The 20,733-nt window shown below is 59.3% G+C and carries 20 protein-coding genes; 13 read left to right on the top strand and 7 right to left on the bottom strand.

Annotation, left to right across the window (positions count from 1 at the left end):
• Positions 1–36: 36 nt before the first annotated feature.
• The 6 genes from BMY98_RS12500 to BMY98_RS12475 all read left to right on the top strand — a co-directional run bounded on the left by BMY98_RS12500 (position 37) and on the right by BMY98_RS12475 (position 7,292).
• The gene (locus BMY98_RS12500; RefSeq protein ID WP_074889473.1) at positions 37–546 is read left to right on the top strand and encodes a sigma-70 family RNA polymerase sigma factor; all 510 of its coding nucleotides are present in this window, start codon (positions 37–39) and stop codon (positions 544–546) included.
• On the top strand, positions 543–1,508 hold the full coding sequence (locus BMY98_RS12495; RefSeq protein ID WP_074889470.1) for a FecR domain-containing protein: 966 nt from the start codon (positions 543–545) through the stop codon (positions 1,506–1,508). Before BMY98_RS12500 ends, BMY98_RS12495 begins: the two co-directional genes overlap by 4 nt.
• A 68-nt stretch (positions 1,509–1,576) precedes the next feature.
• Positions 1,577–3,979 carry a TonB-dependent receptor gene (locus BMY98_RS12490; protein ID WP_074889466.1) on the top strand — a complete coding sequence of 801 codons (2,403 nt, stop codon included), beginning with the start codon at positions 1,577–1,579 and terminating at the stop codon, positions 3,977–3,979.
• A 248-nt stretch (positions 3,980–4,227) separates the two neighbouring features.
• Complete coding sequence (locus BMY98_RS12485) at positions 4,228–4,542, top strand: helix-turn-helix domain-containing protein (protein ID WP_074889692.1); 315 nt, start codon at positions 4,228–4,230, stop codon at positions 4,540–4,542.
• Positions 4,535–5,794 carry a type II toxin-antitoxin system HipA family toxin gene (locus tag BMY98_RS12480; protein ID WP_074889463.1) on the top strand — a complete coding sequence of 420 codons (1,260 nt, stop codon included), beginning with the start codon at positions 4,535–4,537 and terminating at the stop codon, positions 5,792–5,794. The genes BMY98_RS12485 and BMY98_RS12480 overlap by 8 nt, the downstream gene beginning before the upstream one ends.
• A gap of 457 nt (positions 5,795–6,251) precedes the next feature.
• Positions 6,252–7,292 carry an alpha/beta fold hydrolase gene (locus BMY98_RS12475; protein WP_074889459.1) on the top strand — a complete coding sequence of 347 codons (1,041 nt, stop codon included), beginning with the start codon at positions 6,252–6,254 and terminating at the stop codon, positions 7,290–7,292.
• A gap of 87 nt (positions 7,293–7,379) precedes the next feature.
• Here BMY98_RS12475 and BMY98_RS12470 read toward each other — a convergent pair whose 3' ends face one another.
• On the bottom strand, positions 7,380–8,549 hold the full coding sequence (locus tag BMY98_RS12470) for a mandelate racemase/muconate lactonizing enzyme family protein (RefSeq protein ID WP_074889456.1): 1,170 nt from the start codon (positions 8,547–8,549) through the stop codon (positions 7,380–7,382).
• A gap of 99 nt (positions 8,550–8,648) precedes the next feature.
• Between BMY98_RS12470 and BMY98_RS12465 the strand changes: the two genes are divergently transcribed.
• Together BMY98_RS12465 and BMY98_RS12460 are read left to right on the top strand one after the other, a co-directional pair.
• Positions 8,649–9,557 carry a LysR family transcriptional regulator gene (locus BMY98_RS12465; protein WP_074889451.1) on the top strand — a complete coding sequence of 303 codons (909 nt, stop codon included), beginning with the start codon at positions 8,649–8,651 and terminating at the stop codon, positions 9,555–9,557.
• A 216-nt stretch (positions 9,558–9,773) separates the two neighbouring features.
• The gene (locus tag BMY98_RS12460; RefSeq protein WP_074889449.1) at positions 9,774–10,394 is read left to right on the top strand and encodes a DUF7716 domain-containing protein; all 621 of its coding nucleotides are present in this window, start codon (positions 9,774–9,776) and stop codon (positions 10,392–10,394) included.
• A gap of 7 nt (positions 10,395–10,401) precedes the next feature.
• Here the strand turns inward: BMY98_RS12460 and BMY98_RS12455 are convergent, their stop codons facing one another.
• The 3 genes from BMY98_RS12455 to BMY98_RS12445 all read right to left on the bottom strand — a co-directional run bounded on the left by BMY98_RS12455 (position 10,402) and on the right by BMY98_RS12445 (position 12,123).
• The gene (locus BMY98_RS12455; RefSeq protein WP_074889446.1) at positions 10,402–11,007 is read right to left on the bottom strand and encodes an SMI1/KNR4 family protein; all 606 of its coding nucleotides are present in this window, start codon (positions 11,005–11,007) and stop codon (positions 10,402–10,404) included.
• 22 nt (positions 11,008–11,029) lie between these two features.
• Positions 11,030–11,539, bottom strand: a complete 510-nt coding sequence (locus tag BMY98_RS12450) for a DUF4303 domain-containing protein (RefSeq protein ID WP_083398776.1) — start codon at positions 11,537–11,539, stop codon at positions 11,030–11,032.
• Between the two features lie 134 nt (positions 11,540–11,673).
• The gene (locus BMY98_RS12445) at positions 11,674–12,123 is read right to left on the bottom strand and encodes a DUF7832 domain-containing protein (protein ID WP_074889445.1); all 450 of its coding nucleotides are present in this window, start codon (positions 12,121–12,123) and stop codon (positions 11,674–11,676) included.
• Positions 12,124–12,462: 339 nt separating this feature from the next.
• Between BMY98_RS12445 and BMY98_RS27280 the strand changes: the two genes are divergently transcribed.
• From BMY98_RS27280 to BMY98_RS12430, 3 genes are read left to right on the top strand one after another with little or no spacing between them, the layout of a single operon-like run.
• Positions 12,463–13,329 (top strand): hypothetical protein, encoded by an 867-nt coding sequence (locus BMY98_RS27280; protein ID WP_074889443.1) that lies wholly within the window; start codon positions 12,463–12,465, stop codon positions 13,327–13,329.
• A 60-nt stretch (positions 13,330–13,389) separates the two neighbouring features.
• On the top strand, positions 13,390–13,743 hold the full coding sequence (locus BMY98_RS12435; RefSeq protein ID WP_074889441.1) for a hypothetical protein: 354 nt from the start codon (positions 13,390–13,392) through the stop codon (positions 13,741–13,743).
• A gap of 27 nt (positions 13,744–13,770) precedes the next feature.
• Positions 13,771–15,018 (top strand): DUF4303 domain-containing protein, encoded by a 1,248-nt coding sequence (locus BMY98_RS12430; RefSeq protein ID WP_074889439.1) that lies wholly within the window; start codon positions 13,771–13,773, stop codon positions 15,016–15,018.
• Between the two features lie 7 nt (positions 15,019–15,025).
• Here the strand turns inward: BMY98_RS12430 and BMY98_RS12425 are convergent, their stop codons facing one another.
• Genes BMY98_RS12425 through BMY98_RS12415 form a run of 3 tightly spaced genes read right to left on the bottom strand, consistent with a single transcriptional unit; the run spans position 15,026 to position 17,158 of the window.
• Positions 15,026–15,823 carry a hypothetical protein gene (locus tag BMY98_RS12425; RefSeq protein ID WP_074889436.1) on the bottom strand — a complete coding sequence of 266 codons (798 nt, stop codon included), beginning with the start codon at positions 15,821–15,823 and terminating at the stop codon, positions 15,026–15,028.
• 3 nt (positions 15,824–15,826) lie between these two features.
• A complete protein-coding gene (locus BMY98_RS12420; RefSeq protein ID WP_083398774.1) occupies positions 15,827–16,204 on the bottom strand; it encodes a hypothetical protein in 378 nt (125 codons plus the stop codon).
• A gap of 39 nt (positions 16,205–16,243) precedes the next feature.
• Positions 16,244–17,158: a LysR family transcriptional regulator gene (locus BMY98_RS12415; protein ID WP_065990323.1), complete on the bottom strand. Its 915-nt coding sequence runs from the start codon at positions 17,156–17,158 to the stop codon at positions 16,244–16,246.
• 474 nt (positions 17,159–17,632) lie between these two features.
• Between BMY98_RS12415 and BMY98_RS12410 the strand changes: the two genes are divergently transcribed.
• Together BMY98_RS12410 and BMY98_RS12405 are read left to right on the top strand one after the other, a co-directional pair.
• The gene (locus BMY98_RS12410; protein ID WP_074889433.1) at positions 17,633–18,655 is read left to right on the top strand and encodes a zinc-dependent alcohol dehydrogenase family protein; all 1,023 of its coding nucleotides are present in this window, start codon (positions 17,633–17,635) and stop codon (positions 18,653–18,655) included.
• A gap of 526 nt (positions 18,656–19,181) precedes the next feature.
• Positions 19,182–20,684, top strand: a complete 1,503-nt coding sequence (locus tag BMY98_RS12405; RefSeq protein WP_074889431.1) for a hypothetical protein — start codon at positions 19,182–19,184, stop codon at positions 20,682–20,684.
• The last annotated feature ends 49 nt before the right edge of the window (positions 20,685–20,733 follow it).

Genomic DNA, 20,733 nt, shown 5'->3' with positions numbered 1-20,733 from the left:
TCTCATTTGGCGCATCCATCGCTCAAGGCTCTTGTCATGGTTGACACAGCGACGCTAACTCCGCGGACCCTGCATTCCCTGTACCGCGACCACCACGGCTGGCTTGAAAGCTGGCTGCGCAAGCGAATGGGCAATGCCTGGGATGCTGCGGACCTGAGTCAGGATACTTTTTTACGGGTGCTGTCCAGCTCTCAACAGATCGCCGATCTGCAGGAACCACGGGCGTATCTGTTGACCGTGGGCAAGCGCCTGCTCAGCAATTTCTACACGCGGCGCAGTCTTGAGCAGGCCTATCTGGAGGCGCTGGCCCGGTTGCCTGAGGACAGCGCGCCTTCTCCCGAACAGCGTTGGCTGCTGCTGGAAACCCTGCAGGCACTCGATGAGTTGCTGGACGGTCTGCCGACGCCGGTACGCCGGGCATTTCTTTTGAGTCAGCTCGAGGGCCTGGGCTATCGCGACATTGCGCAGCGCCTTGAGGTGTCCGAGCGCACCGTCAAGCGCTACATGGCGCAAGCTTACGAGCACTGCCTGTCGGTGGATTGGTGAGTCGTTCGGCACCCTCTAACGAAGAGCGCGAGGTGGTTCGCAGCGCTGCACGATGGCTGGCGCTGCTGGAATCCGGCAGTGCCAGTGAGGAAGATCATGCCGAGCTGCAGCACTGGCGCGACAGTGCGGTTAACAACGAGCGCGCCTGGCAAAAGGCTCAGCAACTGCGCCAGCGCTTTTCGGCCTTGCCCGCCAATCTGGCGATGGCGACGCTGGATCGCCCCGACGAGGCTCGACGCGCCGCGCTGAAAAGCATATTGGGCGTTGTCGTACTGGCTCCGGCGGTATGGCTGTTGGGACGTCAGTTACCGGTGGAGGTCTGGCGCGCCGACCTGCACACCGCCATTGGTGAACACCAGCGCCTGACCCTGGCCGATGGCAGTGTCCTGCAGCTGAACACTGACAGCGCCGTCAATGTCGATCTGAGTGCCCGGCAGATAAAGCTGATACGCGGAGAAATCGCACTCAACGTGCCGGGCAGCGCGCCTTTGACTATCGAGGGTCCATACGGTCGTATCGTGCTCAGTCAGGGTGAAGTCTGCGTGCGTCTGGACGAGAGCGACTGCCGGGTCTCGGTGGTCCGCGGCTCGGTGCAGGTCCAACCGTTGCAAGGCCCAGCGCTGCTTTTGCAGGCGCAACAGCAAATCAGCCTGCACAGAAACGGCGCAGGGCCGGTCACCGCTTTCGACGCCATGCTGCCCGGCTGGCGTGACGGCGTGCTGACTGCGCAGAATCAGCCGTTGGGTGATTTTCTGCGAGAGCTCGGTCGATACCGCCCCGGCCTGCTGCGCTGGGAGCCTGAGCTAGAAGCATTGCGGGTAACCGGCAGTTTCCAGCTCGATAACACTGACCGGGTCCTGTCACTGCTGGCAGCCAGTCTGCCGGTAGAGATTCACAGGCGCACCCGCTACTGGGTCACCCTGGCGCCCCGAAAAAACACACCCGCAAAAAATAGTGCGTGAAGCCTGTCCCTTTTTTTCGTCCCACTGGTCATTCCAGGTAGTGAACAAAATGACGAGAGCTTCCCTTTATGTCCGCAGTTTCTTCCCATCGTTTGCGGCCGCTGCTGCATTTCAGTCTGTTGCTGACCCTGAATTCCACTCCTCTGTTCATCTCGACCAGTTGGGCCGACACCGCGAACAGGCGCGGCTATGAGGTGCCCGCTGGCACGCTGAGTGCCGCGCTGACCCGGTTTGCCGGGCAGGCCGGCGTCAACCTGTCGGTAGACCCTGCGCTGGTGAACGGACGCAACAGCGCCGGGCTGTCGGGCGACTTCGCAGTCGAAGAAGGCTTTGCGCAACTGTTGCAGGGCACGGGCCTGCAACTGGTGCCCGTGGGCGATCAGGCGTACACGCTGATTCCTGCCGTTGAAAGCACGAGCATGCAGCTGGCGCCGACGTCAATTGTCGGCGACGGCGGCGCCACAGACGGTCAGGAATATGCAGGCGGTCAGGTCGCGCGCAAAGGGTCGCAAGGCATGCTCGGCTCGCGGGATTTCATGGAAACGCCGTTCAGCATGACCACCTACACCCAGGAGGCGGTGAAAAACCTGCAGGCCCGCACGCTGGGCGACCTGATTGCCAGTGATCCGTCGGTGCGCTCCACCAACCCGGCGGGCGGGCGTTACGAACAGTTCACCATTCGTGGTTTCAGCCTGTTCAACAGTGACGTTTCCTACAACGGTCTTTACGGCATTCTGCCCACCTACACCATCGACATGGAAATGGCCGAGCGGGTCGACATCCTTAAAGGCCCGAGCCAAATGATCAATGGCATCTCGCCCCGCGGCAGTGTCGGCGGCGGCATCAACGTGGTGCCGAAACGGGCAACCGACAAGCCAATCACCGAATTCACCACCAGCTATGCGTCCAAGGGGCAGGTCGGCACCGCTGTGGACGTGGCTCGCCGGTTCGGTGAAGACGACAGGTTTGGCATCCGCTTCAACGGCGTGAAGCAATCTGGCGATACCGAGTGGGACCACCAGAGCGTCGACCGCGAGATGGCGGTGCTGGGGCTGGACTTCCGCGGCGAGCGTTTGCGCCTGTCGACCGATATCGGCCACACCGAACGTGACACCGACGCACCCCAGGAGCGTGTGCAAGTCGGTGCCAATGCCAAAGTGCCCGACGCCAAAGATGTGCGCGACAACTATGCGCAGGCCTGGAGCAAGGCGCGCACCCGGGACACCTTCGGGGCGGTGAATGCCGAGTACGACGTCAATGATTCGGTCATGCTCTATGGCGGAGTCGGTGCGCGCAAAAGCAACCACGAGTTCCTGCGCCATGCGGTGTCGGTGACCAACAATGCCGGCGACTTCAGCGTGCAACCCCGTGACTTTACCCGTGACGAAAATGTCCGGACGGCCAACGCAGGGGTGCGCAACTGGTTCCACACCGGCCCGGTCAGCCACGAGGTCAATCTGGCTGCCAGCTATTTCTACATGGACTTCGAGAACGGCGGCGCGCGTTATGCGTCCTCGCCCAGCAACCTGTACGACCCGATAGAGACGCCGACTCCGGTCAACCCGACTCGATCCGACGCCAGGGTCTACACCGAAAACCGTTTCAGCGGTGTGGCCTTGACCGACACCCTGGGTTTCTTCGATGACCGCCTGCTGCTGACACTCGGTGCCCGCTGGCAGCGGGTCAAGGTTGATGACTGGACTGACAACGTCAAGGGCGACACCGCCTACGACGAGGAGAAGGTCTCGCCTTCAGGTGGCATTCTGTACAAGGTCACTGATGACCTGTCGGTGTACGCCAACTACATGGAAGGCCTGAGCCAAGGCAAAATCGCGCCGTCTACCTCGATTAATGAAGACGAGATATTCCCGCCGTTCGTCAGTCGTCAGCTCGAAGTCGGTGCCAAGTATGACTTGGGATCGTATGCGTTCACCGCCAGTGTGTTTCGTGTCAAACAGCCGGCTTACGAGACCAACGCCACGTCGCGGGTTTTCGGCGCCAATGGCAAACGCCAGAATGACGGCGTCGAGCTGACGATGTTCGGCGAACCCCTCAAGGGCTTCCGCCTGCTCGGCGGGGTGATGTACATCGACAGCAAACTCGCCCACACCGTCAACGGTCAGTTCGATGGCAACCGGGCACCTGCCACGCCCGAATACAACGCCAACCTGGGTGTCGAGTGGGACGTGCCGCAGGTCAAGGGCCTGACCCTGACCGGCCGGGGTATCTACACCAGTTCGCAGTATCTGGATCAGGCCAACAGCAAAAGTATCGATTCTTCCGAGCGGTTCGATGTAGGTGCGCGCTACGCCTTCAAGGTCGACCAGAAGGACATCACGCTGCGTGCCAATATCGAAAACATCATGGACAAGCGTTACTGGGCCTCCGCCGGCGCCTCGGATGACAGCGAGCCCGGCCTGACGCTGGCCACTCCCAGAACCTACCTGCTGTCAGCAACCATCGGTTTTTGAATGCAGTTGACCGCTTGGATCAACGCTGGGCGAAGATGAGGCTCGCGCCCGGCACATTGCCCCATTGCTGGAGCAGATATCTCCGGTACCAATGCTCGAAGCGTTGTTCAAATTATAAATCCATTAAACTGTGTCCTAAGCTCATAAAGCTGCCATAAGCCCCATCAAGATGGAGTTACAGTCGTTGAAGTCATTAAAGAGCTGGCCCATACTGGCTCGCATCAATGGCAGACGGACTGTGCGCCCTCATGTTGGATTTAAGCTTCAGCAAGCCCGGTGAAATCGTCAGTCGCCTCTGCGTCCGATTGCGCGCCGAGCGCCTTGCGCTGGAGATGACCCAGGCCGACGTCGCCAGTCGCGCCGGCGTGGGCGTCAATACCGTTTCCAATCTCGAAGCCGGGCGCAATGTCAGCTTCGAAAATCTGGTCCGCGTGGCCATGGTCCTCGGCCGAACCAGGGAGCTGGAAGGGCTGTTCATGCCCAGGCTCGACAGCCTGGATGACATTCGCCGCTACGAAGCCGCCGCCGAGCGTCAACGTATCAGGAAGTCGGGCGATGCTTGAGCAGGTCAAGGTGTATTACAACGGCTGGGACGAGCGCTGGCTGTGGGGCACGTTAGTGTCGACGACGGCCATCACCGGGCGTCCGCAGATTGTCTTCGAGTACAGCGACGAGGCGAGGTCCAGAGGCCTGGAGCTGTCGAGTTACACGCTGCCGCTGGAGGGGCCGCGCCTGCGCCGTGGCTTCGCTGCCCACCAGCTCGGTCTGCCGGGGCCGGTCTACGACGCGTTGCCGGATGGTTGGGGCATGCTGCTGATGGACCGCTTGTTCAGGCGTCGTCAGCTCAATGCGGCGCGCATCGGGCCGCTGGAGCGGCTGGCCTACATCGGGAATACGGCCATGGGTGCGATGTCGTTCGAGCCTGTCGCCCCCGAGGGACTGGAGGCCCAGGCCCATGTCCCCATCGAGTTGCTGGCCGCGGAGATTCAGGAAGTGGTCCAGGGTGACGGCGGAGAATTCCTGCACACGTTGATGCTGGTTGGCGGCTCGCCCCAGGGCGCACGGCCCAAGGCGCTGGTCTACCGCGATCCCGAAACAGGCGCCTTCACCACCGCCGCGACACCGGGTTTCGAAGCCTGGCTGATCAAGTTTCCGGCCAAAGGCGAGCACGCCGAAGTCTGCGCCATCGAGATGGTCTACGCCCACTGCCTGCGCTTATGCGGCATCAAAACGCCCCACACTGAGCATTTCGTATTGCCCAACGGCCTGGCAGCATTCGCCAGCCGACGCTTCGACCGCATCCAGGGCAAGCGAGTACCCATGCAAAGCCTCGCCGCGTTCACCGGCGCGGACTACACCTCGCCGGGATCGCTGGACTACGTCAACTTCCTGCGCGCGACGCAACTCTGCACCAACGACGTCCGCGAGAAAGCCATCGCCTTCGAGCGCGCCGTGTTCAACGTAGCGTTTAATAACCGCGACGATCATCCGAAGAATTTTGCCTACCTCATGTCGGCGTCCGGCACCTGGACGCTGGCGCCGGCCTACGACGTGACCTTCTGCGAGGGACCGGGGGGATATCACCAGATGGACGTGCTGGGAGAGGCGCTGGCGATTGATCGAAAGGCGATGCTCCGGCTTGCGGATGAGGCCGAGGTGTCAGCGGAGAAGGCGGGCAGGGTGATTGACGGAATTTGCGATGTGGCGAGTCGATTTGCGGAGATCGCCGAGCAGACCAGCCCCGGCTTGATCACTCCGGCAACCGTTGTGATGCTGCAGGCGCGGATCGACGAAAACGTCGCGTTATTGCGCTGATAAACGCTACACCCGACATTGGCTTTCCGGTGTGACGTATGGCGCTTTCCCGGCTAAAGCCGGTCCTACCGGGATACGCGGTGCCTTTAGTGGGACCGGCTTTAGCCGGGAAGAGGCCGGCATGAACGTCCTCACATCTGCAGCGTGACCATTGACGCATTCCCGGCTAAAGCCAGTCCTACTGGGATGCACGGTGCTTTTAGTGGGACCGGCTTTAGCCGGGAAGAGGCCGGCATGAATGTCCTCACATCTGCAGCGTGACCATTGACGCATTCCCGGCTAAAACCGGTCCTGCTCATGCGCGCGGTATGTCAGTGGGTACCTGTTTGCTATCGATACTCGCAGCAGGTCTGACAACGTTGCACAATCAGAAATGGTGAGTTGAGTTTTCTGGTGATTCACGGTCTTCATTGCAGGCAATAGGCTTCATCATGAATCCACTCATGCAGGGCTTCCAATGACTTCCGCCGATTCCGTCAACTCCTCGAACAGCAAGCCCGGCGTCAGCCGGCGCAGCATTTTGCAAGCGTCCGCGGTTGGAGCGGCGTCTGCCGTCGTCGCATCATTTGCCAGCACGGCCTCGGCCGCCTCACATCCTTCTCGCCGGAGCAGCGGCGCCGGGTCCGACGATGCCTTCCGTGTCAGGTTTCTCACGCAAAATGTCGGCGATGTCGAGGTGTTCTACCGCGAAGTCGGAGAGAAGGATGCGCCAGTGCTCTTGCTGCTCCACGGTTTTCCGAGCGCCAGCCATATGTTCCGCAACCTGATGCCGCTGCTCGCCAGCGAGTACCGCCTGATCGCGCCGGACTTGCCTGGTTTCGGCAACACCCAGGCGCCGCCGCGAGGCCAGTTCGATTACACCTTCGACAACCTTTATAAAGTGGTTGAGGGCTTCACCGAGGCCCTCGGGTTGAAGCGGTACGCGTTGTACATCTTCGACTACGGGGCGCCCATCGGCCTGCGTCTCGCCGCCGCGAACCCGGAAAAGGTCACGGCCCTCATCAGCCAGAACGGCAACGCCTACCTTGAAGGTTTCAGCGATCAGTGGGACCCGTGGCAGGCCTATTGGCGTGATCCTTCGCCCGCCAACCGCGAAGCCTGTCGCCCCTCGCTGTCGCCCAAGACTATCCGCGAATGGCAATACGGCACGGGTTCTGATCCCGAGAAGCTTTCCCCCGACGGCTACAACCTGGACATTTTTTACATGTCGCGACCCGGTGCAGAGGAAATACAGCTGGACCTGATTCTCGATTACCGCAGCAACGTGGCGGCCTATCCAGCGTTCCAGGCGTACTTGCGCAAGCACCAGCCACCCTTGCTCGCGGTGTGGGGCAAGCACGACCCGGCCTTCATCCCGCCGGGCGCGCAAGCGTTTCGCAAGGACATCCCGAGTGCCGAGGTGCATCTGCTCGACGCCGGACACTTTGCACTGGAGACCCATGCGCCGGAGGTTGCGCAGTACATTCGGGATTTCCTGTCGCGAAAGCTGCAGGCGTAACGACGCCGGTCATGCCACGTTGGCGGCGCAATGACCGGAGCATTTCGCGGATCAGCTGTGGGGCAAGAGGGCTGATGCCATCGCCAGTCAGCCTTCACCCAACTCGCGCATCACCGCGTACAAGGCGGACTTCGCTTCAAAGCCGACCCCCGGAATATCCGGAAGCCCGACGTAGCTGTTTTCTACCTTGATCCCGTCAGCGAAACCGCCGAAGGGCTGGAACACGTCCGGGTAGGATTCGTTGCCGCCCAGGTGCAGGCCGGCGGCAATGTTCAGGGACATCTGGTGACCACCGTGGGGCACCACGCGGCGTGACGACCAGCCCATGTCTTCCATCACCTTCAGGGTGCGCATGTATTCCACCAGTCCGTAGGACAACGCGCAGTCGAACTGCAGAAAGTCACGATCAGGGCGCATGCCGCCGTGACGCAGCAGGTTGCGGGCGTCCTGATGGGAGAACAGGTTTTCACCGGTGGCCATGGGCAGCTCGTAGTGATTGGCAAGCTCGGCCTGGAGCGCGTAATCCAGCGGATCACCGACTTCTTCGTACCAGAAGAGGTTGTATGGCTTGATGGCTTCGGCATACGCAATGCCGGTCTCCAGATCAAAACGGCCGTTGGCGTCCACCGCCAGACGACGCCCGTCACCCACCACCTCAAGCACCGCCTCGATGCGGCGGATGTCTTCGTCCAGTGGCACGGCGCCGATCTTCATTTTGACCACGTCATAACCGCGATCCAGATAGCCCTGCATCTCCGCCTTGAGCTTGGTCTGGTCTTTGCCGGGGTAGTAATAGCCACCTGCGGCGTAGACCCAGACTTTGTCATCGGCCACGCCGTTACGGTAGCGGTCAGCCAGTAGGCGATAAAGGGGTTTGCCTTCAATCTTGGCGACTGCATCCCAGACGGCCATGTCAATGGTGCCAACGGCGACCGAGCGCTCACCGTGGCCGCCTGGCTTTTCGTTGGTCATCAGCGCTTTCCAGATGGCGAACGGGTCGAGGTTATTGTTTTCGTGATCGACGAGTGTGTCGGGATCGGCTTCGGTGATGCGCGCCAGAAAGCGGTCACGCATCAGTGCGCCTTGGCCATAGCGGCCGTTGGAATTGAAGCCGTAGCCGATGACGGGCTTACCGTCGCGAATCACATCAGTGATCACCGCCACGACCGAGCAGGTCATCTTGGAAAAATCGATGTAGGCGTTGGCGATGGGCGAGGCGATGGAAACGGTTTTTTCACGGATTTCGACGATGCGCATGACGGTTCCTCTTGTTGTTCGTGACCCCACGTTAGGCTTTGCGACGCGACCCGCCCAATGCTATTAATGCCGCACCCTATGCACAGGAGGCATGGCCCCTTGGAACTCGTCTGGCTTGAAGATCTCTCGGCGCTGGCGGAGTACGGCAGCTTTGTCCGTGCCGCCGAAGCACGGCACGTGACCCAACCGGCCTTCAGCCGCCGCGTTCGCTCGCTGGAGAACTGGATGGGTGTGGAGTTGTTCGTGCGCACACCCCAGGGCGCAACGCTGACGGAAGCCGGGCGGCAGATTTTGCCCAGCGCTCAGGAGGCCGCCCGGCACCTGTACCGGATGCGCAACGAGGCCCAGGAAGTGGCGGGGATGGCGGCGCGGTCACTCAAGTTCGCGGCGACGCATTCGCTGTCGTTCACCTTCTTTCCCAAGTGGCTGCGAAGCTCGGAAAACGCCGCGCTCATCGAGGCCGTGCAGCTGCACTCCGACAGCATGGCGGTCTGCGAGCAGATGCTGATCCACGGTCAGGTGCAGTTTCTGCTCTGCCATCGCCACCCCGACGTGCCGCCACTGCTGGCCCCTGATCAGTTCATCAGCAAGAAGGTCGGTGAGGACGTGCTGGTGCCCCTGGCAAGCAGATCGACCCAATTCGGCACCGCGCCGGCGGCGTTGCCGTATCTGGCGTACACCCATGAATCCGGGCTGGGGCGTATCGTCGCGCACCGACTGCGGGGCAAGGAGGATTACCTTCACCTCAAACCGCTGTTCAGCAGCCACCTTGCGGCGGTGCTCATGTCCATGGCCCTGGAAAGCAAAGGTGTGGCGTGGCTGCCGAAAAGCCTCACCGAGCAGGAAGTGCTGGAAGGGCGACTGGTCAGAGCGCTCGATGAGAGCTGGGACATTCCGCTGGAAATTCACCTGACCCGGCCGAAGGCGCGATTGAGTCAGGCGGCGGAGGGGTTTTGGGGCGAGGCGGGCGGTGACGTGGGGCTGGCGTTGGGCGGACGGGCGGGTTGATGCGATCCGCTGTCAAACCGTTAATCAAGACTCGAAAATGTTAACCAGAGCGGGGGTGGTACTCGAAAACGTTAATCCGATGGCGTGAAAGTATTCCTCCATCTAGAGGCGCCATACCAACCATAAAATGGGCAAACTCCCGCCTCTGAAGTTTCAGACCACGAGTCGGGTTGATCCGTTTGGGCACTACAGTGACATGCAAGGAGAGTTGGCAGGATGTTCAAGCTTTATTCGCTCCGCGAGACAGTAGAGACTATTGCTGCATGCTCTGACGATCGAGCCCTATGGCATCGATACGCGTGGGTCTACGTTCAAGGGCACGCAGCGTTGCTGGAGAGCCGGTTTTACCTGGTGTCGAATATTGATGAAGACGATGAGCGTCGCGTGCTGGACTTTGGCGACAGATTCGAGCTTTCGTCATGCCTGGAAGCGGCTAGTTTTGCGGACGTGTTGTGTGTACAGAAGCGACAGCAGCCGCACTCTAGCCTGGAGGACTACGTTATCGCCCTTGAGCATTACTCTGAGCAAGATGCCTTCCTGGAGGTGCCCGGTGGTGATGACCCGAAGGCAGCAGAACCCGGTTTGTCGCGCGAGTTATACGCCGAGTACGACCTGTTTCTTGCTGAATGCTCGCCTGACCAGTTGGGTGTCGCGGCGCGAGAGGTCAGCGCTGTCCTTGAGATCAATATTGGCAGTGCGTTGCAGGCTTGTCGGGCGTTGCCCTTGTGCCTGGGAGAGCGCATGAACGGTGATCGGTGCATGCAAGTCGAAGCGCGTTTCTCCGCGCTTTCGGTTCCGTTGCAGCGAGTGACCCACCGCTCATTTCCGTGGCAGTAAGCCGGCTTTAGGGCTCTGGGCGAATGAACGCGTAGTCGTCATCGATCAACTGTTGCAGGTAGTGATCGAAGCTCGGCGCAATCACTTCATAGTTATCTGGGTCATGCAGAAAGCGCATGACCTGACCCACCGTGCCGCCGGGCGCCGGATTGAGGTCTATGTACAACCTCGAAGTGCCCCCGTTGTTGATGCAGTGTGAAAAACACAGCCGCTCATTCATGCCCACCGTAGGGTCAATGCCTTCTCCGATCAGATCCATCTCCTGATCCAGCCAGCCATTTTCAAACCAGCCTTCATAAAGTTCTACGATGCTTTCAGTATCAAGGCCGTCAGCCTCTGCAAGTATGTCTTCTACCGAACTCAGGTAGTAGGGATAGCCGGGCAGGTCGGAGCCCAGCATCAGTACCATGACCTCGCCGTTCGGGTAATCCCGATAATGTGTGCCGTCAATCTGGCCGAGCAGTTGCAACAGGCTTGCGGGGCACAATGGGTAACGCTTGCTGAGTCGCTGCAGGTCTGCCGCCGAAGCTCCGTGTGCATGTTTCAGTTGATCGAGATCTTCGGCCACTAACGACTGACGCAGGCCGGCGAGGTAGGTATCGACGAGGCTCATGATCCGAGTTTCCCGCCGACGCTTATTCTAGCCATGTTCTGAATTCGTAGGCCTCTTCCGGAGTGTTGAGAGCGGTTACCCAGGCGATCTCGTCCTCCACGCATTCAAAGTCAGAAACCGAAAATACATAAATGGCAGTGTCGAACGTCGTCGTCAGTTTTTTCAGGGCGATGACACATTGCTCAAATATAAGCCTGCGATGCGCCACGAAGTTGTTGTCGGTGGTCGCGTCGGCCATGTTCCAGAGCATTGTCGAGAGATCGTTAAAGCAATCCCCGCCGTAGGCTTCGTGGCTCCATTCGGCGGGGGACCACTTGAAGTATTTCGCATCATCGGGGTATTCCGCCTGGACACGCGTCAGATGGTCTTGGGTGTTGAAAGAGGGTGCCAGTGTTCGTGCGTCGGCGTCGGAATACAGCGCAAAGCCACAGACCTGCGTGTTCGGAAAGTCCGACCGAAACTGTTCAATGGCGCTCATGGACGCTTTGAAAACATCTTGTTGAAACTGCTCGACGTCGGGCTCTTCAGTCAAGCGTCAAACCACCCCATCAGGCAGACAACAATCACAGCCTGTGGGATGAGGACAGTGATGCGATCAGCTCAAGGCTGGCGGGCACTGCCGAAGGGGTTGCTGCCACCTGCGCCAGCAGGTCATCTAAAGCACGTTCAAATAATATATTCAGGCCGCCCGGCTGCATTCCAGGCCGCGAAGCGTGCGTCCATCACGCCAGACAGCTGATCGTAATTAGCCCAGCTGTCCTCAACGCCGTAGAGGGCTTCAAGGCCGACACCGAAGGTCAGCAGGTAGTCGTCGACGTAACGACTGTCGTTGTTCAAACCTTCGTAATAAGCAACGGCAAACGCATTGCCGGCTTCAGAGAACTCCTGGTCAGTCAGTTTTTCGTCCAGCACGGTCATAACGAACTGTGCCCCGGTGAGGGTGCGATCCTTGAGTTGGGCGAGTTCGCTCTCGGCGTCTTCCTCCAGTTCTTCGCTGGCGAGATCATTGATCAGCATCCACGCGAGAAACATACCGATATGCGTGGCGCCAGCTGACTTTGGCAGATGTTTGGGGAAGGTGCCCCCGTAGTGCCAGGAGGCATCGTCGTATTTCATGTGTGCTCCAGTGATAGGGGGCAGATGTTCTTCTGTGACTGGGTGATGATGCCCGCAGCGAGTCCCTCAGAGCATCTGGGCCGATGGCGCGTTGCTGTTGGTGAGTCTGAGTGCCTTCATGAAGGTATTTTTCCTTAAAGGCTCGGGCTCTGAGTCCCATCAGAGATCGTCTTTGGAAATGATGGTTCAATAGTCTGCGGATTCGAGCTGTCGCGTAAAGGGTTCAGGTGTTATGGCGCAGATAGTCGAGCACTACCCGATTGACCTCGTATTTGTGGAAGAACCGAAGCTGGATGCCAAGGCTGAAGGTCGAGCCATAAAAAACAAGGAGTATGTGCGTTGAAAGCAGTCAAGTGGATTGATGACGCTGTGTTTGTGGTTGAAGTGGAAGAGGGCGTTTATACCCTTGCCCAGATGCGAGAGCACGGCCTGTTGGAGCTTTTTGATGTCTTCAGAACTGTCGACGAATGGGACGGCATAGATTTAAACACCAGCCCCATGTTGTTTTGCATGTGGGTTGCTCGAGACCCGCTCAAGGCACTTTTTCGGAGGTTTTTAACCGCAGATGAAGTGAAGATGAATGAGCGCCCGATACTGAAAAATATGCTTTCATTCAGGTGGGTCTCAGAGGGCAAATACACGGCTGACCTCATAGAGTTGACCGACCTTTATTCGAACATCGGGGCGACGGTATTGAAGTCTGATCTGTGCCCTGACAAAGATTTTGCAATCATAGAAAGTCATGAGTTCTGCGGCCTTCAGGGCGATACCGTCAAGTTGCAGCAAAGGCTGCGACTTTTCTACCACACGGGCATTAACTGGGATGAATCCAAAAAATTTACTTTCCCAGCGCTAAAAACGCCAGATGCGCTGCTCCTGTACCGCAAGGAAATTCCCATGGTGACGACATCTGAACCGCAGGTGAAATCTGGACTTGAGTTGCTGGAAGGGGATGAAGAAGTTCTGGCAAAAATTTACCCCGTGGTTTCTGCGCTTTATGTTGAAGTGCTGAAATTGCAGGGTCCCGATGCCGGTGATCGCGCGCTACTGCTGTTCGAAAACGCGATGCTGCAAATCAACCAGTTTGAAGATGAGATTGAAACGGTAGAGCGCGAATCCCTGATGGAGGTGTTGTACCAACTGGGGGAAAGAGTCGGTCTGTCCAGAGACACAGAGTTTCTCGAACAGTGGCGGGGCGACTGGTAGTGGCGGGTCGCTTACTGTTCGCATGGCCCCGTCGCCAACGCCCTTTGCAGGAGCACACCCATGAGCGACATTGAATTACTGTCGTTGTCTCCCGACGGTCGCTACCAAGTCCAGGCGATCCCGTGGGAAGCAGGCAACTCCCATTGGGTGTTCCCGCCGCAAATCATTGATACCCAAAACGGGAATGTGGTGTTTGGCTTCGAGGACGATCTGTGGTCGGCAGACCGCAGCACTTGGCTAAGCCCGACCCGTGTTGAACTCAAGCTGCGTAAATACCCGGGCCACCGGGGACGTCTGGGACTCACGGTGATCATTGAATGCGCGCGGCGGACCGCCGAATATGGCGATGGCACCCACATCGACTTGTCCCGCCTGGAGAGCACCCTTGAGGGCATGCTCGACCTGCTCGGCTGAACCCAGTAGTCAGCAAGGAGCTGAATGATGAATTGGAAAGCCCTGGAACAGGCACTGTTCGACGCCGCCAGAGACACATTGCAAACACTGCTCGATGAAGGCGTTAGCCCTTTGTACGCCGCAGCGTTTCATGCCAGCTACCGGGAAGAAGAGGCGGTTCTGACGCTGCCTTGCTTTGCCGCAAACAGCGTGCAAGCACTCAGCGAAGACTACCCCGATGAGGAAGATGAAAGCTTCAGCTCGGTGAAGTGGAACCCGGCGGACTGGCGATGGGATTGGGAGATCTGCGCTGCTGCGCAGTTCACGCCGCTTGACGATGAGCTTCAAGCACATGCCAATCGCCTTGGCCCGCGCCAGTGGCAAGCGGCTGAGCGACGCTTTCTGGTCACCGTTAGCCGTGCCGCCAGGGCGCTGGGTCGACATTTCAGCCAGCACCCTGGTGTGACGCTTGGCTTCGTGGTGATTTTCCATGACTTTGCTGGCGATATTGCCTTGGCTAAGCGCAGCATCACCCGCCAGCAGTTCAAGGATAATTTCCCTGTCGAATGGGCCATTGAAAATACACTGCGGGAAGTGTCTGTCTGGCCGCACGACGAGCAGGCCGCGTTCTATGTTAGCCGCTTACACTGTTCGCATGGCATTTCGGGGGAAGACGCTGAGCGCTGGCTGATTGCCAACGGCCGCCCCGCGCAGGCTGCGCTCATCGAGCAGGTCAACGGGCATAAAAACCCTACACCTGCAGCGCGCATTCTCGGGCTGGCCGGCATTGCTGATGAGCCCGTCATCCAGACCCTGCGCCGACAAGCGATGGAGGCCAATGAGCAATCGACGCGCAACTGGTGCGCGACGGCCCTGGGTTATCTCGAGGATGTCGACTGGCTGATGCAGCAAGCGCCCGACATCGCTGTTTCGGGTATCTGCGCTAACTTCGCCGGTTTCCGCTGGCGGAGCGTGAAGCCACCGGTGCTGAACTACAGGCCCCTTGAGCGTCTGCTTGAGCAGCGCCCTGAAGTTCGGGCTGCGGTTGAAGAGACCCTTGAAGACGCCTGCGGCCAAATCGATACCACCACTGCCGATGTCAGCGAAGCCTCGCGCGGCCTGGCTTCACCCCACGTGGCGATTCGTCGTCATGCTGTGAGTGCATTGAACAACCGTGGCCTGCTGCCCGACGCCGCGCTTCGTGCAATCGAGGCCCTACGCCGGGCAACTCAGGATACCGATGAGCAGGTGTGTTACATCGCGGGCCTTGGTCTTGAGGCTATGCAGCGGCGCTAAAGGCTGTTCAATGGTGACCAAACGCGTGCTGCATGTCTTGCAAGAGGGCGAACGGGTCGCTTACGACGAACAGCCCAACTGATGGTTGCAAATGATCAACACTGGGAGCGGGCAAGCCGCTGGCGATAAGCTGAAACTGCCTGGCCCTGTCCGGTACATCCCGCAGCCCATAGGGCGCGTGATGTTCGATGCGCATCACGCCATCATCGTAGCGCTGCCCTTTAGCCTTGCACTGCCGGAGGTCTTCAGGCTCTGGGCGCTGGCGTGAGGCGAAGTCGTATATCTCGACTATCGGTGCCTCGTGATTACCCAGAATGTTATGGACGTAGATTGCATAAAACCATTCACCAATCTGCACTGACGCGGCGTCGCCCTCTCGCCAGAACGTTACGTTTTTGGCCACAGGCGGACGTCGTACCAAAGGTGTAGGTGGCGAAGTCATCAGCGCTTTGATGGCATCGCTGTTGCGTTCGAAGGTATCGCTCAGCACGACATGTTCATTAAGCCTATCGACCGAGTCCAGCGCAGTCAGGGTCAACGCCTCATCGCAAAATCCGTGACGATGAAGCACTGCCGCCATGGTCAGGCAAACCAGGTCTTTGTAGTGTGGGTTCGCCTCATCACCGGGCTCCTTCAACACACAACCCCAACGCAGGAACACCCGCTTGAGCACCTGTGCAGTCAGAACCTCATGTGGAATTTTTTCAGGGGCAAGCATCTCCCTGGCAGTCACCCGCGCAACGTCATGGGTGATCGGCTCAACCAGATCGCCGGGAAGATAGCCCAGTAGCTTTTTATGATTCAACGTTCATTGCCTCGGCAGCGAGTAGTGCTTGATGCGGCAAGGATAAGCATGACCGTCGCCTTTACAGGTGCCGTCCAGGTACCGGTAATCAAAGCGCACTACTTGTCCCTGTTTAGGCCAGCTTCGGCGTGGAAGCACAGCCTGATAGTCCGAAGTTTCCGGAGTAAACATGAAAGTCGTCCCCCGCTCCGGGCAGTCGACATTGGCCGTCTTTGCGTGCACTTCCAGGATCTCGGCCTGCAACTGCGGAAATGGGTTAGTCATGGCATCGGTAATACGCAACTTCATCCTGCAGATTTGCCACGATGATGCCCAGGCGGGTTGGCAGAACAGTGAAAGCATCACCGTAAAGAGTGCGTAGTAGGGGAGCTGATGTTTCATTGTTGGCGTTGCTCTTCAGTAACTGTGCACGGGCATCCATTACAAGCTATCCGGATCCCCAAAAAACATCTGAATCCGCGACCTTAACCATCTCTCCCCCGGATCATTGTCCTGCGACCCGCGCCAGGCCATGTGCAGCTCAAACGTACGCGATTCAATCGGCAACTCCTCCGAGCGCACACCTCCAGCAGCTGTCAGCACGGCAGCCGCGTAGTCCGGCACGGTCGCCACAATGTCGGTCCCGGCAATCAGCGTCGCCAGCCCGTTGAACTGCGGAACCGCCAGCACGACGTGGCGTTTGCGGCCGATTTTTTCCAGGTGTTCGTCGATGAACCCGCCCAGGTCGCCGGCGAAGGACACCAGTGCGTGGGGGCGGGCGCAGAAGTCGTCCAGGGTGATCGGACCCGGCATGGTGTCGGCGCGCAGCAGTTTGGGTTTGCTGCGGCGCAGCACTTTGCGCTTGGCGTTGGCGGGGAGGTCGTCGGTGTAGCTCACGCCGATGGAGATTTCGCCGGACGACAACAGCGCGGGCATCAGGATGTAGTTGGTGCGGCGTACCACCAGCACGATGCCCGGCGCCTCCGAGCGCAGACGCTTGAGCAGTGACGGCAGCAGGGCGAACTCGACTTCATCGGACAGGCCGATCCGGAACACGGCCGTGCTGGTGGCGGGGTCGAAGTCGGCGGCGCGGCTGACGGCGGTGGAAATGGAGTCCAGGGCAGGGGACAGCAGGCCAAAGATCTCGATGGCCCGCGCGGTGGGTTCCATGCTGCGCCCGGTGCGCACGAACAGCGGATCGTCGAACAGCCCGCGCAATCGAGACAACGCCGCACTGATCGCCGGCTGACCGAGGAACAGCTTCTCGGCAGCGCGGGTGACGCTGCGTTCATGCATCAGGGTTTCGAAAACGATGAGCAGGTTGAGGTCGACGCGACGCAGGTCGTTGCGATTCATGACGGGGGTCTCGGGGACATGGGTCGATGCATTTTCCAAACAGCAGCGGCGGCCCAGACGCGCGCCACGTGTTCAACTCAGGCAGGGATATTACGGGTAAATACCGGTTGTCTGCATCGTTGAATTTTCCCGCGTGTCTGTAAATGCGCTTCCGCCACGCCCGCTGGCGCGATTAGATGAAACATCGACCGGCAGAACCAGCCCCGTCACTGCGTACTGGCCCTTTGTAATCCGGTGGGTTGCAGCCGGCCTGGAGCCCGCAATTCATCTATGTTCGGCCTCCGGGTTGCAATGTCGCGGTGCGCACCCAACAATGTGCGTCCTGCAGGCCCGGGACGGCTGCTACAGATTCGGCGACCGCTTTCACCATCAGAATCGACAGCAGGCATGTTGACTATTAATAGCCACTGATAGTGTTACCGGCGGCGTCCGGATAGAGTTCAGGGCATCAAGGTTCATAAGGCGAGGTTCGAAATGTCCCGCACGATCCGTTTTCATCAGTTCGGTCCGGCCGAGGTGCTCAAAGTAGAAGAGCTGCCGGTCGCGTTGCCTGCACCCGGTGAGGTGCAAGTGCGCGTTCAGGCGATCGGCGTCACTTGGTACGACGTGCTGTGGCGACAAAATCTGGCTTCATCCCAGGCGCGCCTGCCGGCCGGTCTGGGTTCCGAAATGGCGGGCGTCATCACCGCCATCGGCGATGGCGTAACCGACCTGAAAGTGGGCGACAAGGTCGCCAGCTTCCCTGCCGCTGACGTCAATGTGTACCCGGTGTATGGCGAACTGATCCTGTTGCCACGTACGTCCGTGACTCATTATCCGGACGTGCTGACGCCTAACCAGGCGGCCGTGCACTACACGCCGATGCTGGTGGCGTACTTTGCGTTCGTTGAACTGGCACGGGCAAAAGCCGGACAAACCGCGCTGGTCACCGATGCCAGCCATTGCGCCGGGCCCGCGTTCCTGCAACTGGGCAAGGCCCTCGGCATCAAGGTGATTGCGGCGACCAAGACCGAAGCATGCCGCGAATACCTGCTGAAAATGGGCGCGGACAAAGTGATCGTGACCGAAGAAGAGGATTTGCTTCTGACGATCAACCGCTATACCGACAACCGTGGCGTGGACATCGTCCTCGACGGTTTGGGTGGCCCGCAGATGTCGATTCTGGGTGATGTACTGGCGCCCCGTGGCAGTCTGATTTTGTATGGCCTGCAAGGCGGTAATCAGACACCATTCCCGGCGTGTGCAGCGTTTCAGAAGAACATTCAGTTCTTCGTGCATTGTGTGGGCAACTTCACCGGCAAGCCGGAGCTCGGCATCAAGCAGGACGAAGAGGCGATCAAGCGTGCGTTGCGCGACATCAACCAGATGACGGCTGATGGCATGCTGGTGCCGCAGATCACCAAAGTGTTTCCCTTCGATCAATTGATCGAAGCCCATCGTTTGATGGACGGTTGCCCGGTGGGCGGTCGTGTGGTGATTGAGGTTGATCCATCCTGAGCGCAGACCATCGCTCTCATTGAATGCTCGACGCTTTTGATCCGGCGTCGGGATTGAGGTGTCGGAAACCCGCTTGAAGGTATCCGCCCTGTCAGTCACGGATCACGTTGTCTCACTCAAGCCTTCCCGGATGTTCAGGAAGGCTTTTTTGTTTATGGGTGTTTAATTTATTTATCAACGCGCTAAAAGTGCGATGTTGATAGTCCTGTGAACGGCTCGAACCCAGACAGTGTTTGCTTTAATAAACGCTGATTTAAACACTCCCGTTTAATATACGTTTGAATTTGTCGAAAACAGAACATTTACGCGTCGGTGATGACTGGCTTGTAATTGTTCCGTATGCGTCGATAATAGTTTCAATAATTAAATGCTCAAGGAACGAGTCGATGCTTGTTGACCTGCCGCCCTCTGCTTTGCCTGCCAATCGGTCCGCCGCCCCCATGGGTGTCGGGCCTGCCCTATGCCTCGGTATAAAACTTCTTATAGCGCACCGTGTTGCCAGGCTGATCAGTCGGGTATCGAAGCCATGAGTTCAATGCACGAACAAGCCATGAATTACGTCTATCAGCAAGTGCTGCAGCGCCTCTCGGGTTATTTGAATCGTAATGAGCGAACAGCGCTGCAGTTGTTGATTCAGCGTTTGATTGTTGCCGCGGGCGGAATTGACAGGATCGGCGGTTATAAAGTGCTGGTGGCCTTCAGCGGTGGCAAGGATAGCGCCTATACCGTGGCCATGTTGCGCGCCGCGCAACTGAGCATCGCCGCACGGGGGCCGGCAACGTTCAGGCTGCGGGTGGCCAACATGCGCCATGCGGGCATTACCTCGGCGGTGATGGGCAACATCGACCGCTGTTATTCAGCGCTGTTTCTGCACGACGACCCGAGGGTCGAGCTGCTGGTGATCGATCATCAGTACGTACAGATCTTCGAGCCCGACTTGCCCTTTTCGACGGCGGGTCGTGAGCAGAATCGCTCCGACCTGCTGCTGGGCGGGCACCTGACGGCAGGTGATGCGCGGACCACCTTCTGTAACAGCTGTTATCTGGGCATGGCGGATTTCATGGTCCGCGCCGCCAGCTGGGGTGACGGCGTCAACGCGGTGATCAGCGGCGACTCCCTCAAGGAGCAGAAGCAATACGCAACGTGGATCATGCGTCTGGCACGCCATGGCGGGCAGAAGGTCGAGCCCTGGCACACCTTGGGTTTCAGTGGAGCAATGAGTGTTATCGACAGGGTCGGGCGCGCCTACTACGAGGAGCTATACGGCGAGTCAGCCGAAGCGTCAGGCTACAGCCGGCCACCGGTCTACCTGAACCGAACCATCGCCCCGACCCTGCTGACCGCTGCGGACCTCATCGGCTTTCGCACCGAGGAACACTGGGGGCTGCTCACTGACTTTCTGGGCTTCCGCTTTGATGATTTGGCGTTCAGCTTCAGTGAGTCCGACTGCGCCAACCCGCTGCTGATGGCCCACCTGCGCGGGCTCAAGGCCGAATTCATCGAGGGGCGTACGTACGGCGAAGGCATCGCCGAGTACCTGGAACTGGCGGGGGCCATGATGCGCCGCAAACGCATGCCTGCGCGATTGATCGCCCAGGCGCTGGCCGCCTACGACAGTCCGGAAAAAATCGAGGATCGCCGTCAGCTTGCCGAAGGCTACGGTCAGGAGGCTTTTGGCCTGGGCGAGACCCAATGGGTGTGCCTGCTGTTCTCACCCTTCGTCGACGCCGGCGCGCGGCTCGAGGATTTCCTGCGTCGCTATCACCCCGGGATGCTGGTGGGGCTCAGCGATCTGCACAAAACCCTCGCCGGTGAGATCGTCCCGGACTTGGTGCCGCACTGGCTGGTGGAAGTCAGCGGCCTCAGTCTGAAGGGACTGCAATCGCTGTACGCCAAGCGCAACGTGGACTTCAACGACGACCGTTCGATCATCGCCCGGGTACGCGCCAGCGACCCCGACAAACGGCGGGTGGCGACGGTCGATCCGCTCACTGGCGCCCTGACCACGGAACTGATTTCGGGGCGCTGAAGGCTGCACGGTGAACTGACGCGAAGTGATGCGCCGAGCCTCGGGCGGT

Origin of the sequence: Pseudomonas graminis, from assembly GCF_900111735.1 — a bacterium.
GTDB classification, from domain to species: domain Bacteria; phylum Pseudomonadota; class Gammaproteobacteria; order Pseudomonadales; family Pseudomonadaceae; genus Aquipseudomonas; species Aquipseudomonas graminis.
This window is presented reverse-complemented; position numbering and strand designations above follow the sequence as displayed.